The sequence below is a fragment of the Phaeobacter sp. S60 genome, assembly GCF_000826845.1.
Taxonomy (GTDB): Bacteria; Pseudomonadota; Alphaproteobacteria; order Rhodobacterales; family Rhodobacteraceae; genus Phaeobacter; species Phaeobacter piscinae.
In genome coordinates this window covers 189,422-206,054 of sequence record NZ_JSWJ01000004.1, presented here as the reverse complement: position 1 = coordinate 206,054, position 16,633 = coordinate 189,422, and the positions used below count along the sequence as shown (strand labels likewise).

The following is a 16,633-nucleotide window of genomic DNA, read 5'->3' as shown; positions in this document are numbered from 1 at the left end:
CCAGGGAGCCTCACTTGGCTGATGCGTCAAACACGAGCGCGTTCGTTGAATTCGAACGCGTGCAGAAGAGCTATGATGGCGAGAACCTCGTTGTCAAAGACCTGAACCTCACCATGCCGAAAGGCGAATTTTTGACAATGTTGGGCCCGTCCGGTTCGGGTAAGACGACCTGCCTGATGATGCTGGCAGGATTTGAGACTGCGACCCATGGTGATATCCGACTGGGCGGCGTCTCGATCAACAATATCCCACCCCACAAGCGCGGCATCGGGATGGTGTTTCAGAACTATGCGCTGTTCCCCCATATGACCATTGCCGAAAACCTCAGCTTTCCGCTGGAGGTTCGCAATATGGGCAAATCTGAGCGTGAGCAGAAGGTGAAGCGCGCGCTTGATATGGTGGAGATGGGCGCCTTCGGGGGCCGTCGGCCGGCCCAATTGTCCGGTGGTCAGCAACAGCGGGTCGCCCTGGCACGGGCACTGGTGTTTGAACCGGAACTTGTTCTGATGGACGAACCACTGGGGGCGCTGGACAAGCAGCTGCGGGAAAAAATGCAGTTCGAAATCACCCATCTGGCACATCAGTTGGGCATCACCACGGTTTACGTGACGCACGACCAGACCGAAGCGCTTACCATGTCGGATCGCGTCGCTGTCTTCAACGACGGCCGTATCCAGCAGCTGGCGCCGCCCGATCAGTTGTATGAAGAACCGTCCAACAGTTTCGTCGCGCAGTTCATCGGTGAGAACAACACGCTGGAAGGCACTGTCAAAGAGGTCAACAACGGTATCGCGCTGGTGCAGCTGGACGATGGCGAGTTGATCGACTGCAAACCGATCAACGTGTCCAAGCCAGGTGAGCGGACCCGTGTTTCGATCCGTCCCGAACGCGTCGAATACAATAAGGACCGGATGCAGGAAGGCGCTCATACGCTGAAAGCGGAAGTGCTGGAATTCATCTACATGGGCGATATATTCCGCACCCGCCTGCGGGTTGCCGGCAATGATGAGTTTATCATCAAAACTCGTAACGCCCCCGATCAGGAACGGCTGAAGCCCGGTCAGCAGATCGAAATCGGCTGGCTGCCTGAAGATTGCCGCGCGTTGGACGCCTAAGCCTCCACGCGTGCCCGAACCCCCGGCAGTGAACGACCGGGGGACGACGATCAAGACAAATAATAATTTCAACAAGGAGTAGAGTGTCTATGAAACTCACCAAACTGACTGCCCTGGCGGCCACCACGGCGTTGTGTGCGCCGATGGCAATGGCTGCCGATATGGCCAACGAAATGACCATCGTGTCCTGGGGCGGCGCCTATCAGGAAAGCCAGCTGAAGGCATATGTCGAACCCTATCAGGAGATGCACCCTGATCTGAAAGTGATCTGGGACGAAAGCTCGGCTGAAGCGACCGCAAAAATGCGCGCGATGACCGAAGCGGGCAATGTGACCTGGGATCTGGTCGATGTGGTTGCCTCCGACGCCATGCGTATGTGCGACGAAGGTCTGGCCGCTGAGCTGGATCACGACGAAGTGCTGGCTACGGCGCCCGATGGCACCCCCGCAAGCGAAGACTTCGGCGAGCTGATCGTCAGCGACTGCTTCGTACCGCAGATCGTGTATTCGACCACCTTCGGCTACCGCATGGACAAAGTGGGTGACACCCCGCCGTCCTCCATCTGCGATATCTTTGACACTGCAAAATATCCGGGCAAGCGCGCCCTGCAGAAGCGTCCGATCGACAACGTTGAATGGGCTCTGTATTGCGATGGCGTTGCCAAGGACGAGATTTATGATGTGCTGAGCACCGATGAGGGTGTGGAGCGCGCGCTGGCTAAGCTGGACAGCATCAAGGATCAGGTTGTCTGGTGGACTGCTGGTGCAGAAACGCCCCAGCTGCTGGCCGACGGTGAAGTTGTGATGGGCTCGACCTTTAACGGTCGTCTGTTCTCCGCAATCGCCGAGCAGAACCAGCCAATCGACATGCTGTGGGACATGCAGTCCTTTGACCTCGACGGTTGGATCGTGCCTGCTGACCTGCCCGAAGATCGCAAGGCTCGCGTGATGGACTTCCTGAAGTTCGCCACCGACACCCAGCGTCTGGCCGATCAGGCGAAATTCATCTCCTATGGTCCGGCTCGTGCATCGTCGGCACCGCTGGTTGGTAAGCACGCCGTTCTGGGTATCGATATGGCGCCGCACATGCCGACCGATCCGGCAAATGCCGGCAACGTGCATGTCTATGACTACGAATGGTGGGCCGATAACCGCGATGATCTGGACGCAAAATTCCAGGCTTGGCTGGCCAAGTAATCTGTTTTTGAACAGACACTGACATCATCGGGAAAGGGCTGTGTGCCTATCGCACGGCCCTTTCTCCACCAACAAAAAATTCCGACGGGGGCTCCTACCCATGAGCGATACCACCCACACCGGACCGGTCCTGGCCGCCGATGGCACGCCGCTAAAGCGTAGCCTGGCCCGAGCTCTCCGGATGCAGAAAATCCGCGCCCTGATGTTGATCGCGCCGCTTCTGCTGTTTGTTCTTCTGACTTTCATTCTCCCGATTGCCGACATGTTGTTCCGCTCGGTTGAGAATAAGATCGTCTCTGATACCTTGCCCAAGACCGTGGTTGCGCTCCAGGACTGGGATGCAAATTCGGGCGAGACGCCGGATGAGGCTATATTCGCGGCGCTGGCTGCTGACCTTCAGGTGGCCGCGCAGGAAAAAACTCATACCCGTGTCGGTTCGCGTCTGAACTACGAAAACCCGGGTATCTCCTCGCTGTTCCGCAAGGCTGGGCGCAAGGTCAAGCGCTGGGATCTGGCTGAGGATGGCCCGTTCAAGGAGCAGTTCCTCAAAATCGACGAAGATTGGGCCGATCCCGAAGTCTGGCGCACCATTCAGACCTATTCCGGCGCCTATACCAACGGGTACTTCCTGAATGCTGCCGATTTCCAGAAAGGTGCCGAAGGCGCTGAACTGCGACCGGAAAACGAACGTATCTATGGCACGCTGTTCCTGCGCACCCTGATCATGTCGCTGGCGATCACTGTGAGCTGTATTATCCTGGGCTACCCAGTGGCCTGGATCCTGGCGAATTTGCCGTCGCGTACTGCAAACCTGCTGATGATCCTGGTGCTGCTGCCGTTCTGGACATCGCTGCTGGTGCGGACCTCCGCCTGGAAAGTCATGTTGCAGCAACAAGGTGTTATCAACGATACGCTGGTCTGGTTGGGACTGGTTGCAGATGACGCACGTCTGGTGATGATCAACAACCAGTTCGGCACGATTGTGGCGATGACCCACATCCTGCTGCCGTTCATGATCCTGCCGATGTATTCTGTGATGCAAACGATCAACCCCTCCTATCTGCGCGCGGCCAAATCTCTGGGCGCGACCAATTGGACAGCCTTCTGGCGGGTCTATTTCCCGCAGTCGGTGCCGGGTATCGGCGCGGGGTCGATCCTCGTCTTCATTCTGGCGATTGGCTACTACATCACGCCGGAGCTGGTTGGCGGCACCAAGGGTGTCTTCATCTCCAACCGGATTGCCTTCCACATCTCGCAATCGCTCAACTGGGGTCTTGCTGCGGCACTTGGCAGTATTCTGCTGGTCGTCGTCCTCGCGCTCTACTGGGCCTATGACAAGATTGTCGGCATCGACAACGTGAAACTGGGATAAGACACATGGCTTTGACACCTGTTGAAAACCAAACTCCCGGTTTTGTCGCGCTTGTTGCGGCGGCTGCCGGGGCCTTCTTTGGCCTCTTCGTGGGGACCGCCCAGGGCTCCGGGCTTCTCGGGGTTCTGATTGGGGCAGCTCTTGTCGGCGGGCTTGGATTTGCCCTCGCCGGGATGCGCGATCAGGAGCGGCCGATCCGCTGGGTCCTGATCGCAGCCTTCGCTGTTGCGGGCTTCGTGATGGGCGGTCTGCCGGCCGCCGTGATGGGATTGCTGTTCGGCGCTTTTGTCGGCTGGTTCATTTTCTGGCTCTCGACCTCGCGCTACCGCGTGCATCTGGCGCCATATCTCACTCCGGGGCAGGTGCTGTGGCACTATACGTTCCGGGTGATTTGTGGGGCCATCTTCATCTTCCTGATTACGCCGATTCTGGTGGTGATGCCGCTGTCGTTCAACGCGCAGGACTTCTTCACCTTTACGCCGGAAATGATCCGCTTCGATCCTGAAGGCTATTCGCTGAAACACTACCGCGATTTCTTCACCAACGCGGATTGGCAGCAGGCGATGTGGAACTCCATCAAGATCGCACCGATGGCGACCATCCTGTCGGTGGGCTTCGGCACGCTTGCCGCGATTGGCCTCAGCCAACCGCATGTGCCGTTCCGTCGCGCCATCATGGCCATTCTGATCTCGCCCATGATCGTGCCGCTGATCATTTCGGCTGCGGGTATGTATTTCTTCTACAGCCGGATTGGCCTGCAGGGGACATATTTTGGTGTGGTTCTGGCCCATGCGGCATTGGGGATTCCCTTTGTGATCATCACCGTGACTGCAACGCTGGTTGGTTTTGATCGCTCGCTCACACGGGCTGCGGCGAATATGGGGGCTGGTCCTGTGACCACCTTCTTCCGCGTGCAGATGCCCCTGATCCTGCCCGGCGTGATTTCCGGCGGTCTGTTTGCTTTCATCACTTCGTTTGATGAGGTTGTTGTCGTGCTCTTTGTCGGCTCGGCCGGGCAGAAGACGTTGCCCTGGCAGATGTTTATCGGTCTGCGCGAACAGATTTCCCCCACCATTCTGGCGGTGGCGACCATTCTTGTTGTGGTCTCAATCTGTCTGCTCACAGTGGTCGAGATGCTGCGCCGTCGTTCCGAACGCTTGCGTGGAATGAGCCCGAGCTAAGACATATGTCACCCAATGAAAAAGGCCCCGGTGAAAACCGGGGCCTTTTACGTTTCGGGGGCTGGGATCAGAGACGTTCGATTGCCAGAGCAATGCCCTGACCGCCACCGATGCACATGGTGATGAGCCCTTTGGAGCCACCGATGCGCTCCAATTCATAAAGTGTCTTCAGCGTGATGATCGCACCGGTCGCACCGACAGGATGGCCAAGCGCGATGGCACCGCCATTCGGGTTCACCTTCGCAGGATCCAGCCCCAGCTCCTTGTTTACGGCAAGCGCCTGCGCTGCAAAGGCTTCGTTTGATTCGATGACATCGAAATCAGAGGCGGACAATCCGGTTTTCTTCAGCAGGTTCTGCACAGCGGGAACCGGGCCAATGCCCATGACCTCGGGGCGGACACCGGCATGCGCGTAGCCCAAAATGCGCGCTTTGGGCTTCAGCCCCGCCTTCTGCGCTGCCTCAGCGGTGGCCATGACGATGGCGGCTGCGCCGTCGTTGATACCGCTGGCATTGCCGGCCGTGACACGGCCGTCCTTTTTGAACACAGCTTTCAGCCCGCCCAATGTCTCCAGCGTGCTGGCTTTGGGGTGTTCGTCCACCTCAAACGGGACCATGTCCCGCTTTACCTTCACTTCAACCGGGGTGATCTGGCTGGCGAAATATCCGGCCTCAATCGCCGCGGCTGCGCGGGTCTGGCTGGTGAGAGCAAATTCATCCATCTGGGCGCGGGTAATGTCATGTTCATCCGCGACGTTTTCCGCCGTCACCCCCATGTGTCCGGTGCCGAACGGGCAGTTCAGCGCGCCCAGCATCATGTCGAGGGCCCGCGCATCACCCATTTTCTGGCCCCAGCGCGCGCTTGGCACGATGAAGGGGCTGCGCGACATGTTTTCGGCACCACCGGTAAGGGCAAATTCCGCATCGCCCAGCATGAGGGACTGGATGCCGGAGACAATCGCCTGCGCGCCAGATCCACAAAGCCGGTTGACGTTCATCGCTGGCGTGCCGTTGGGGATGCCGGCCTGCATCGCCGCCACGCGGCTCAGGTACATGTCGCGGGGCTCGGTGTTGATCACATGGCCAAAGACCACATTGCCGATCTGTTCGGGCGCGACGCCGGAACGTTCCATGGCGGCCTTGGAGGCCACGGTTGCCAGATCAATCGGCGTGGTGCCGGCAAGCGACCCGCCAAAGGTGCCGATGGCGGTGCGGGCGCCATCCAGGATCACGATATCGGTCATTTCTCTCTCCTCATAGGTTTGGCGCAGAGTATGCAGATGCAGCATGGCCTGTCCCGCAGAACGTGCCGTCAAAACACGACGGCCGTGCCACGGCGTCTGTTTGACAAATAGGTCGTAAAGGCGCAGTGATTCCGTCATGACGGAACATGTAGACGATATCCTGACCTTGCTGCCTGCCCGCCTGAAAGAGGCGCGCCGGGCCCAGGGTCTCAGTCTTGAGGCGGTGGCGAATCTCTCTGGGGTGAGCCGCTCTATGGTGAGCCAGATTGAACGCGGTGAAAGCTCCCCGACGATTGCGACCCTATGGAATTTGACGCGCGCGCTTCAGGTTGATTTTGCCGGGCTGTTGGACAGCAATGAGGCGCAGGACAGTATCGAAATCCTGCGCGATGGCGATGTCCCGTCGATTGAAAATATGGGCGAGGGGTGCCTGATCCGCATTCTGTCCCCGCCGGAAGACGCTGGTGGACACGAGGTCTACGATATCCGGCTCAAGGATGGCGGTGCCCTGAACAGTCAGCCGCACGGGCGGGGGACGGTTGAGCATGTAACCGTGCTGGAAGGGGCCGTGGCGCTCACCTCAGGCAGTGCAACCGATCGGCTGCATGCAGGGGACACCGCACGATACGCCGCAGATGTGACCCATTCTATTGCAGCATTGGGAGGTGCGGCCCGCGTTTTCCTGATCGTGAAAAACGCATGACGCAAGTTTGTCACGGGGATTGTCCATTTTGACGGATATACATCCGCTATCCTGAAATCTCCTATTTCGGAAATTCATCCGTTATGATAGAACTCCGACTCGAAAGAGAAGGAGTTCCCGCATGTCTACTGATTTTCTGACCGACATCTCCAAGACCCTGGAAGAGATCAAAGCCGATGGTCTCTACAAGCGGGAACGAATGATCACCTCCCCTCAGGGGGGCGAGATCAAGGTTGGGGATGCTGAGGTCATCAACCTTTGTGCCAACAATTACCTTGGCTTGGCGGATCATCCCGATCTGATCGCGGCTGCTCGTGGCGTGATGGATGACAAGGGTTTTGGCATGGCCTCCGTCCGCTTTATCTGCGGCACCCAGGATATTCACCGGGAGCTGGAGCAGCGTCTGGCCAAATTCCTGGGCAAGGATGACGCGATCCTGTTTGCCGCCTGTTTCGACGCCAATGGTGGGTTGTTTGAGCCGCTGTTGGGGCCGGAGGATGCGATCATCTCCGACAGTTTGAACCATGCCTCGATCATCGACGGCATCCGCCTGTGCAAGGCGAAGCGCTATCGTTACCTGAACAGCGACATGAACGACCTTGAGGCCTGGCTGAAGCAGGCCCGCGAGGATGGCGCGCGGCATATCATGATCGCCACCGACGGGGTGTTCTCGATGGATGGCTATCTGGCAAAATTGCCTGAGATCCGCGCGCTGGCGGACAAATATGATGCCATCGTGATGGTGGATGACTGCCATGCCACCGGCTTCATGGGCGCCACGGGTGCGGGCACGCCGGAGCATTTCGGGGTGGATGTGGATATTGTCACCGGAACTTTGGGCAAAGCACTTGGGGGGGCCATTGGCGGCTATATCGCCGGGCCGCAGCCAGTGATCGACCTCCTGCGGCAGCGGGCGCGGCCCTATTTGTTCTCCAATTCGCTGCCGCCATCCATTGTGGCCGCCGGGCTGGAGGCGATCCGGCTGGTGGAAGATGGGAACGACCTGCGGGCGCAGCTGTTTGAGAATGCGCGCTACTGGCGTGCGGGGTTGGAAAAACTAGGCTTTGACCTTTTGCCGGGTGAGCATCCGATCATTCCAGTGATGCTGGGCGAGGCACAGTTGGCGCAGGATATGGCCTCCCGGCTGTTTGACGAGGGTGTCTATGTCTCCGGCTTCTTCTTCCCGGTGGTGCCACGTGGCCAGGCCCGCATCCGCACGCAGATGAATGCAGCGCTGACGCGGGACGATCTGGACCGGGCGCTGGCCGCCTTTGGCACGGTCGGCAAGGAGTTGGGGATCGTGTCATGAGCGTGCCCAACACGATGAAGGCGCTGGAGAAGAGCCATCCGCAGGAAGGCCTCTGGATGGTGCAGGCGCCGGTGCCGGAGATCGGTCCAGACGAAGTGCTGATCAAGATCAGAACCACCGGCATCTGTGGCACGGACATTCATATCTGGAACTGGGACGAATGGGCTGCCCATACGGTGCCGGTCCCGATGATCACCGGTCATGAGTTCGCGGGCGAGATTGTCGAGATCGGCCGCAATGTCACCGATCTGGCGGTTGGGCAGCGCTGCTCGGGCGAGGGGCATCTGATCCAGACGGATTCGCGCCAGTCCCGGGCGGGCAAGTTCCACCTGGATCCTGGCACCCGCGGCATCGGGGTAAATGAGCAGGGCGCGTTTGCGCAGTATCTGAAGCTGCCGGCCTTCAATGTGGTGCCGCTGCCGGAGGAGATCCCGGATGAGATTGGCGCCATCCTCGACCCGCTGGGGAATGCAGTCCACACGGCGCTCAGCTTTGATCTTCTGGGCGAAGATGTGCTGATCACCGGAGCCGGTCCGATTGGTATTATGGCGGCTGCGGTGGCGCGGCATGCCGGCGCGCGGCATGTGGTGATCACCGACATCAACCCAGACCGGCTGGCGCTAGCGCAGCACGTGGTGCCGACAGTGCGCGCAGTGAATGTCGCACAGGAGGATCTGCAGGACGTGGTGCACGACCTCGGCATGAAGCAGGGTTTTGACGTCGGGCTGGAGATGTCCGGGTCGCAGGCCGCGCTGGATCAGATGGTGGAGGCGCTGGTGATGGGTGGCAAAATTGCCCTGCTGGGCATTCCGCCCGGCAAATCTCCCGTTGATTGGTCGCGCATCGTGTTCAAGGCGATCACCATCAAGGGCGTCTATGGCCGCGAGATGTTCGAAACCTGGTACAAGATGATCGCGATGCTGCAGAACGGGCTGGATGTCAGCCGGGTCATTACCCATCGGTTTGATGTCGAGAATTTCGCAGAAGGTTTCACCGCAATGAAGTCCGGCCGCAGCGGCAAAGTCGTGCTGCACTGGACCTGATAGGCTGGGGTGATCGAGTTCGGGCCTGTGAGCGCTGCGATCCTATAGTGCCTCACGCGCGCATTTTGACATGCGATCTATCCGGCCACATCCACAGCTTTACCGTTTCGGGATGTTGACCGAGGCAACACGGTATATATGTCTAGCCAGATGATAGAGACAGCCGACATAAAAGACCGCTTGATCGCGCAGGCGCTGGCGGAGGGGTTTGTAGCGTGCCGGATCTGCCGCCCGTCGGACGTGCCGGAGGTGCCAGACCGGCTGCAGGCGTTTCTGGATGCGGGGTATCATGGCCAGATGGGCTGGATGGAGGAACGCAGCCATTGGCGTGGCGACCCAGCGCAGCTTTGGCCTGAGGCACGCTCGGTGATCATGCTTGCCGAAAGCTATACGCCTGATGTCGATCCCATGGACATTGTCGGCCAGGCAGATCGGGCAGCGATTTCGGTCTATGCGCGCAACAAGGACTACCATGATCTGGTGAAAAAGCGCCTGAAGCGATTGGCCCGTTGGCTGATTGCGGAGGCCGCGCGTACCGGTGATCCTGCCGAGGTCAAGGTCTTTGTCGACACCGCGCCGGTGCCTGAGAAACCGCTGGGGCAGGCGGCGGGTCTTGGCTGGCAGGGAAAACACACCAATCTGGTGAGCCGGGACTGGGGCAATTGGGCCTTCATAGGCTCTGTTTTCACGACGCTCGACCTTCCCACCGATACTGCTGAACCTGATCACTGCGGCTCGTGCCGGTCCTGCCTGACCGCCTGTCCGACCGATGCCTTCCCGGCGCCCTATCAGCTGGATGCGCGGCGTTGCATTTCCTATCTGACGATTGAGCATAAGGGGCCCATCGATGAGGAGCTGCGCGGCAAACTGGGCAACCGGATCTATGGCTGTGACGATTGTCTTGCGGCCTGCCCTTGGAACAAATTTGCCGTGGCCGCCAGTGACATCCGCTATGAGGCGCGCCCGGAATTCAACGCGCCCAAGCTGGCGGAACTGGCCGCTCTCGATGATCCGGGCTTCCGCGCGCTGTTTTCCGGCTCTCCGATCAAGCGGATCGGCCGGGACCGGTTTGTGCGCAACGTGCTTTATGCAATCGGGAATTCCGGTCTGCTCAAACTGCGCCCGACAGCAGAAACCCTGACCGAAGATCCTGATCCCACCGTGGCGGATGCCGCCCGTTGGGCCGTTCAGCGACTGACGTGGCGCAAACAGGATGGATCGGTGGCAGGGCTGCGCTAAACCGGTGACCAAGACCAAAGAGATGGTGAAGGGAGAACGGCCATGGCGCTTTTGCTTGGGGTCGATACAGGCGGCACCTATACGGATGCGGTTCTGATCCGCGATGATCGCGATGTGCTGGCCAAGGCCAAGGCGCTGACCACCCGGCAGGATCTGGCCATCGGCGTGGGGGAGGCGGTTGCCGCAGTGCTTGCAAAGGCTGCGGTGGAACCGGGAGAGATTGCGCTGGCAGCGCTGTCCACAACGCTGGCGACCAATGCGCTAGTGGAAGGGCAGGGAGGGCGCGTCGCGCTGATCTATATCGGCTTTGGTGAGGCGGATCTGGATCGACACGGGCTGCGTGAGGCGCTGAAGGGTGACCCGGCGCTGGTTCTGGCTGGGGGACACAGCCATTCCGGCAGTGAGGCTGCGCCACTGGACACAGCGGCGCTCCGCGGGTTTCTGCAACGGGAGGCGGCCTCGGTCAGCGGGTTTGCCATTGCCGGTCAGTTTGCGACCCGAAACCCCGCCCATGAGCTGGAGGTTGCCCGCATTATTACTGAGGAAACCGGCGTTCCCGTCACCTGTTCGCATCAACTGTCCGCGCGGCTGAACGGGCCGAAACGCGCATTGACGGCGGTTCTGAATGCGCGGCTGATCGGGATGATTGACCGGTTGATCGGGCGCGCTGAGACGCGTCTGGCTGATCTTGGGATCACAGCGCAGATGATGGTGGTGCGTGGCGATGGCGCGTTGATGTCCTCAGCGCAGGCACGGGCACGCCCGATTGAGACAATCCTCAGCGGTCCGGCGGCGTCTTTGGTGGGGGCGCGCTGGTTAACTGGCGTCGACAGTGCCTTGGTCAGTGATATTGGCGGCACCACCACCGATGTGGCGCTGATCGAAAACGGGAAGCCCAAGATCGACCCGGCAGGCGCGCAGGTGGGCGGGTTTCGCACCATGGTGGAGGCCGTGGCGATGCGCACCAGCGGTTTGGGTGGCGACAGTCAGGTGCATCCGGTTGCCGCCGGGCTGAGCGGCGGCGTCAGCCTTGGGCCGCGCCGGGTGCTGCCGGTGTCCCTGGTCGCGACGATGGCACCGGATGTGGTGCATGCCGCGCTGGATACGCAGTTGCGCGCCGCCACTGTCGGTGAATACGACGGTCGCTTTGTGCGCGCCATTCCCGGCCAGCACACTCTTGGTCTCAGCGACAGGGAAGCCCGGGTGTTGGACCGGATCGGAGACCAGACACATCCCATGGGGGCCGTGCTACAGACCCGCATCGAGCAGGGCGCATTGATGCGGTTGGTGGACCGGGGGTTGGTGCAGGTGGCCGGGGTCACACCGTCGGATGCCAGCCATGTGCTTGGGCGGCTGTCCAGTTGGGACAGTGCGGCAGCTGAGAAGGCGCTGACGCTGTTTGCCCGCCGCAGGGTTGGGTCCGGGGATCGTCTGGCACCGGATGCGGAGACCTTGGCGCAGATGATCGTTGATCAGATGACGGAACAGACCTCTTTGACCTTGTTAGAGACTGCATTTGCGGAAGAGAGCAGCCCGTTTGGACCGCCGCCGGATCAGCTTGCGCGCCATGTTCTGATGCAGCGTGGGCTGACCGGACATCAGGGGCTTGTCGCCATCAAGGCAGGACTGAATGTGGATGTCGTGGGCCTTGGCGCCTCTGCGCCCAGCTATTACCCCGCTGTTGGGGCTCGCCTTCACTGCCGGATGATCTTGCCGGATCATGCCGGTGTCGCCAATGCCATCGGGGCAGTGGTGGGCCGCATTACCATGCGGCGCAGCGGCACCGTGACCGCGCCGGAGGAAGGCCGATACCGGGTGCATCTGGAGCACGGCCCGCAGGATTTCGCCGCCTCGGAGGAGGCCCTGATCTGTCTGGAAACCGAATTGCGCGCAGAGGCCCGCGCCGCGGCGGAGGCTGCGGGGGCGCAGGATATCTCCATCCAGGTGGACCGTGATATTCGCGTTGCCGAGGTGGAGGCGCGGCAGGTGTTTGTCGAGGCGTTCCTGACGGTAGAGGCCAGTGGTCGACCGCGTATTGCACAGGGTTAACCACCACTGCTGGCCGCCGCCTTAACGCAGAAGGCCCCGCCGGATGACGGGGCCTTTGTGGCTTGGGGTTACCTTTACAGACGACTTACTCGGCAGCAGTCTCGCTGCGCTTGGGGAGCACCCAATCGGGACGGGCAAAATGGCAGGTATAGCCGTTGGGCTGCCGCTCCAGATAATCCTGATGCTCAGGCTCCGCTTCCCAGAAATCACCAACCGGTTCGACCTCTGTGACCACCTTGCCGGGCCACAGCCCCGAGGCATCGACATCAGCGATGGTGTCTTCGGCAACCTCTTTCTGGTGGGCATCAACATAATAGATCGCGGAGCGATAGCTCATCCCCAGATCGTTGCCCTGCTGATTGACGGTGGTTGGGTCATGAATCTGAAAGAAGAACTCCAGCAGCGCGCGGTAACTGGTTTGGCTGGGATCGAACATGATCTCAATCGCCTCAGCATGGGTGCCGTGGTCCCTGTAGGTCGCATTGGGCACATCGCCGCCGGAGTAACCGACGCGGGTGCTGACGATGCCCGGGCGCTTGCGGATCAGGTCCTGCATGCCCCAGAAACACCCACCGGCCAGGACGGCACGTTCAGTCGTGCTGCTCATCTTCTATCCTCCACTTGATCTATATAATCGCCGTAGCCTTCTGCCCGCATGTCGTCCAGATGTACGAACCGCAGGGAGGCTGAATTGATGCAGTAACGCAGGCCGCCACGGTCTGCTGGACCATCCGGGAACACATGTCCCAAATGGCTGTCCCCATGGGTCGAGCGGACCTCGGTGCGGATCATGCCAAGGGTCCGGTCCTCCAGCTCCTGTACATGGGCAGGCTCAATGGGCTTGGTGAAACTCGGCCAGCCGCAGCCGGATTCATATTTGTCGGCAGAGGCAAACAGCGGCTCGCCAGAAACGATATCGACATAGATACCGGGTTCCTTGTTGCCGAGCAGCTTGCCGGTGCCGGGGCGTTCCGTACCGGCGTTTTGGGTGACGTAGAATTCTTCTTCCGAGAGGGCCGCAATGGCGTCCGGGTCTTTGGAATAGCTGCGCATCATGTCCTCCGATCGTGCTTGTGTTGCTGTAAATGGGGTCGTTTGGGGCAAAAGCAAAGCTGTATTTCAGCGGCTCGCGTTTGTGTGTGTGGTGCCAGAGCGCAGGGCGATGTCATGGCTTTGGTGTGCGCTGCGCGGACTGCCGCGCCAATTGCACCGCCAGAATGCCAAAGGTGACGATCCCGACGCCGATGATATCCAACAGCCCCAATTGCTCTCCCAGCAGGGCACTGGCCACAGCGACGCCGAAGACCGGGTTGAGAAAATGGAACGTCGCGGCGCGCACTGCGCCAATCCGGTTCAACAGCAGCACCCAGATGAAAGTGGCGGTCAGACCGGGAACAAGCGTGGTGTAGACAAAGGCCAGCGCCAGCGGCCAGCTGGGCGTCAGGCGGAAGGTCTCGACCATCGGGGCCGCCACAAACAGAACGGCCGAACCGACCAGCATTTGCAGCCCCACCACCATCATGTAGTTGCCGCCGGAGGTCGCGCCGCGCAGGGCCAGCGTCGCCAGTGTTAGGGCCAGCACACCGATCCCGCAGAGCAGAACACCAAATAGATCAACCCCGGCGCTGATGCGGGTGCCCATGATCAAGGCGACGCCCAGCACCCCTGCCAGCAGTCCCACAACTCCCAGCGCAGGCAGCCGTTCGCCGTAAACCAGCCACAGCGCAATGGCGACCAGCATCGGCATGGTTGAGGCGATGATCGCCGCCAGCGAGGCCTCGATGGTTTCCATCGCGACGAAGTTTAGGCCGAGATAAAGCGCGTTCTGGCAGATGCCAAAGATGATTGTTGCCTTCAGCTGGCCGCGCGTCAGACGCCAGCTTTGTCCCATGTAGCGGGCAACCGCGACGCCGATCAGACCGGAAACCAGAAACCGGAACGCCAGCGAATACAGCGGCGAGGCATCGGCCACGATGATCCGCGCCGAGGTGAAGGCAGACGACCACATGAAGGCAAAGGCCAGCCCCATCGCCAAAGCGCGCAGATCCATGATCATGTCCCCCTGCCGGTCAGCCACCGGTCCCCACCGTCGCCTAGTCAGGCGCAGTTTGGATAGGTTTAGCAAGGCAAGCATTCGCAGGGAACCGAATTCGCGCCCCACGTCCGTTCACCTGCATCAGCAGTGCGATTGACGCGGTGGCACAAAAAAGGGCCGCCTGTAAAAGGCGACCCGCAACACGGTCAACCGTGCCTTGACCCTTAGCCGTTCACGCTGTCTTTCAGCGCTTTGGCGATTGTCATCTTGACCACCTTGTCGGCCTCTTTGGTGAACTTCTCACCGGTGGCCGGGTTGCGCACTTCACGCTCGGGGCGCTCGCGGCAGTAGATCTTGCCAACACCGGGCAGAGTCACAGCGCCACCGCCGGATACTTCGCGAGTGATCAGCGCGCAAACAGCGTCAAGTGCTGCGCCTGCGGCCTTCTTGTCGCTGTCCATCTCTTCAGCCAGTGCGGCAACAAGCTGGGTCTTGGTCATCGGTTTGGACATTCTTAGGTCTCCTTGTCACTGCCCGAGTTATGGGGCCTCATTGCGTAACTCTAGCGTTATGTAGTGTACGAACACAACGAGTAGTGTTGTCAAAAACCCCATAAAATAGGGGTTTTCGAAGAATTAGAGGCAAAATAACTCTCAAAGAAAGGCAGTTTCGTCAAAGGATCGCAGTTTTCGGCTGTGCAATCGTTCCAGAGGCATGCCACGCAGCTGCTCCATCGCCTTTATCCCGATCTGCAAATGCCGCGCAACCTGGGTGTGATAGAACTCAGACGCCATACCCGGCAACTTCAGCTCGCCATGCAGCGGTTTGTCGGAGACACACAGCAGCGTGCCATAGGGCACCCGGAAGCGATAACCGTTGGCGGCGATGGTGGCGCTCTCCATATCCAGCGCAATCGCGCGGGATTGAGACAGGCGCTGCACCGGACCGGACTGGTCGCGCAGCTCCCAGTTGCGGTTGTCGATGGTCGCGACGGTGCCTGTCCGCATGATCCGTTTCAGGTCGTAACCCTCCAGCTCTGTCACCTCTGCCACCGCATCCTCCAGCGCGACCTGAATCTCCGCCAGCGCCGGAATTGGCGTCCAGATCGGCAGGTCGTCATCCAGCACGTGATCTTCGCGTAGATAACCATGGCCCAGCACGAAATCGCCCAGCGTCTGGGTGTTGCGCAAACCGGCACAGTGACCAACCATCAGCCAAGCATGCGGCCGCAGAACCGCGATATGATCCGTGGCGGTCTTGGCGTTGGACGGGCCGACACCGATATTGACCAGCGTGATGCCGCTGCCGTCTTCTCGTTTCAGGTGATAGGTCGGCATTTGTGGCAGTTTTGCAATCGCAGGGATCTCCGCCTCGGCCTCGGTGATCTCATGATCGCCGGTGCTGACAAAGCTGCTGTAGCCCGATGCGGGATCCGCCAGTTGCGCACGGGCGTAGGCTTCGAATTCGGCCACATAAAACTGGTAGTTGGTGAACAGAACGTGGTTCTGGAAATGGCTGGCATCGGTCGCGGTGTAATGGGCAAGGCGGGCCAGCGAATAATCCACGCGCTGTGCCGTGAACAACGCCAACGGCCCGGTGTCATCGGTTGATTTATAGGTGCCGTTTACAATGTCGTCATTGGTCGTCGCCAGATCCGGCACATCAAAGACATCGCGCAACGTGAACCCGGCCGCACCTTCCTGCGGAACGGTCAGGCTGGGATCTGCCGCCACCGCAAAATGCACCGGGATCGGCGTGTCAGAAACCGCGATGGTCACAGGCTGGCCGTGATTGCGGATCAACAGGCCGATCTGCTGGGTCAGATAATGGCGGAACAGGTCGGGGCGGGTCACCGTGGTGGCATAGGTGCCCGGCGCCGAGACATGGCCGTAACTCAACCGGCTGTCCACCTGCGCAAAGGACGATGTGGTAAAGCGGATCTCGGGGTAGAACGCACGAATGCGATGGGTGGTGCCGGTGCTGCCGACCGCTGGGCCATCGCTCAAAATCCGCGAGAATTCAGCGCAAAGAAACTGTGTCGCCTCGCGGTACAGAAGCTCCAGCCGGGCGACAGCTGCCGCCGCATCCGTGAACTCTTCCGCCGCCGGGAGTTGAGGGGTTTTAACTGTTGTCATGAGTATGCTCGAT

General features: G+C 60.2%; 15 protein-coding genes. 9 read left to right on the top strand and 6 right to left on the bottom strand.

What is annotated here, in order from left to right:
* The first annotated feature begins 14 nt into the window (after positions 1-14).
* The 4 genes from OO25_RS05905 to OO25_RS05890 all read left to right on the top strand — a co-directional run bounded on the left by OO25_RS05905 (position 15) and on the right by OO25_RS05890 (position 4,864).
* The gene (locus OO25_RS05905; protein ID WP_024098818.1) at positions 15-1,115 is read left to right on the top strand and encodes an ABC transporter ATP-binding protein; all 1,101 of its coding nucleotides are present in this window, start codon (positions 15-17) and stop codon (positions 1,113-1,115) included.
* Between the two features lie 89 nt (positions 1,116-1,204).
* Positions 1,205-2,311: an extracellular solute-binding protein gene (locus tag OO25_RS05900; RefSeq protein ID WP_040175246.1), complete on the top strand. Its 1,107-nt coding sequence runs from the start codon at positions 1,205-1,207 to the stop codon at positions 2,309-2,311.
* Positions 2,312-2,411: 100 nt separating this feature from the next.
* A complete protein-coding gene (locus tag OO25_RS05895) occupies positions 2,412-3,683 on the top strand; it encodes an ABC transporter permease (RefSeq protein WP_040175249.1) in 1,272 nt (423 codons plus the stop codon).
* A 5-nt stretch (positions 3,684-3,688) separates the two neighbouring features.
* Complete coding sequence (locus tag OO25_RS05890) at positions 3,689-4,864, top strand: ABC transporter permease (RefSeq protein WP_040175251.1); 1,176 nt, start codon at positions 3,689-3,691, stop codon at positions 4,862-4,864.
* 67 nt (positions 4,865-4,931) lie between these two features.
* Here the strand turns inward: OO25_RS05890 and OO25_RS05885 are convergent, their stop codons facing one another.
* On the bottom strand, positions 4,932-6,107 hold the full coding sequence (locus OO25_RS05885) for an acetyl-CoA C-acyltransferase family protein (protein WP_040179179.1): 1,176 nt from the start codon (positions 6,105-6,107) through the stop codon (positions 4,932-4,934).
* A gap of 136 nt (positions 6,108-6,243) precedes the next feature.
* On the opposite strand from OO25_RS05885, the gene OO25_RS05880 reads away from it, so the two are divergent.
* The 5 genes from OO25_RS05880 (at position 6,244) to OO25_RS05860 (ending at position 12,450) form a co-directional block, all read left to right on the top strand.
* Entirely contained in the window at positions 6,244-6,810 is a 567-nt protein-coding gene (locus tag OO25_RS05880) for a helix-turn-helix domain-containing protein (RefSeq protein WP_014881477.1), read from the top strand.
* 121 nt (positions 6,811-6,931) lie between these two features.
* Positions 6,932-8,119: a glycine C-acetyltransferase gene (locus tag OO25_RS05875; RefSeq protein ID WP_040178917.1), complete on the top strand. Its 1,188-nt coding sequence runs from the start codon at positions 6,932-6,934 to the stop codon at positions 8,117-8,119.
* A gap of 14 nt (positions 8,120-8,133) precedes the next feature.
* The gene (gene tdh / locus OO25_RS05870) at positions 8,134-9,162 is read left to right on the top strand and encodes an L-threonine 3-dehydrogenase (protein WP_040179176.1); all 1,029 of its coding nucleotides are present in this window, start codon (positions 8,134-8,136) and stop codon (positions 9,160-9,162) included.
* Positions 9,163-9,312: 150 nt separating this feature from the next.
* Positions 9,313-10,401 carry a tRNA epoxyqueuosine(34) reductase QueG gene (gene queG / locus OO25_RS05865; protein WP_052465596.1) on the top strand — a complete coding sequence of 363 codons (1,089 nt, stop codon included), beginning with the start codon at positions 9,313-9,315 and terminating at the stop codon, positions 10,399-10,401.
* A 42-nt stretch (positions 10,402-10,443) separates the two neighbouring features.
* On the top strand, positions 10,444-12,450 hold the full coding sequence (locus OO25_RS05860) for a hydantoinase/oxoprolinase family protein (protein WP_040178915.1): 2,007 nt from the start codon (positions 10,444-10,446) through the stop codon (positions 12,448-12,450).
* A gap of 85 nt (positions 12,451-12,535) precedes the next feature.
* Here OO25_RS05860 and msrA read toward each other — a convergent pair whose 3' ends face one another.
* The 5 genes from msrA to OO25_RS05835 all read right to left on the bottom strand — a co-directional run bounded on the left by msrA (position 12,536) and on the right by OO25_RS05835 (position 16,620).
* Positions 12,536-13,057 (bottom strand): peptide-methionine (S)-S-oxide reductase MsrA, encoded by a 522-nt coding sequence (gene msrA, locus OO25_RS05855; RefSeq protein WP_040178913.1) that lies wholly within the window; start codon positions 13,055-13,057, stop codon positions 12,536-12,538.
* The gene (gene msrB / locus OO25_RS05850) at positions 13,054-13,503 is read right to left on the bottom strand and encodes a peptide-methionine (R)-S-oxide reductase MsrB (protein WP_014876313.1); all 450 of its coding nucleotides are present in this window, start codon (positions 13,501-13,503) and stop codon (positions 13,054-13,056) included. The genes msrA and msrB overlap by 4 nt, the downstream gene beginning before the upstream one ends.
* A 112-nt stretch (positions 13,504-13,615) precedes the next feature.
* Positions 13,616-14,500, bottom strand: coding sequence for a DMT family transporter (locus OO25_RS05845; RefSeq protein ID WP_040179172.1), 885 nt, complete (start codon positions 14,498-14,500; stop codon positions 13,616-13,618).
* Positions 14,501-14,709: 209 nt separating this feature from the next.
* Complete coding sequence (locus tag OO25_RS05840; protein ID WP_014876311.1) at positions 14,710-14,997, bottom strand: HU family DNA-binding protein; 288 nt, start codon at positions 14,995-14,997, stop codon at positions 14,710-14,712.
* A gap of 141 nt (positions 14,998-15,138) precedes the next feature.
* Complete coding sequence (locus OO25_RS05835; protein WP_040178912.1) at positions 15,139-16,620, bottom strand: AMP nucleosidase; 1,482 nt, start codon at positions 16,618-16,620, stop codon at positions 15,139-15,141.
* Between the last annotated feature and the right edge of the window lie 13 nt (positions 16,621-16,633).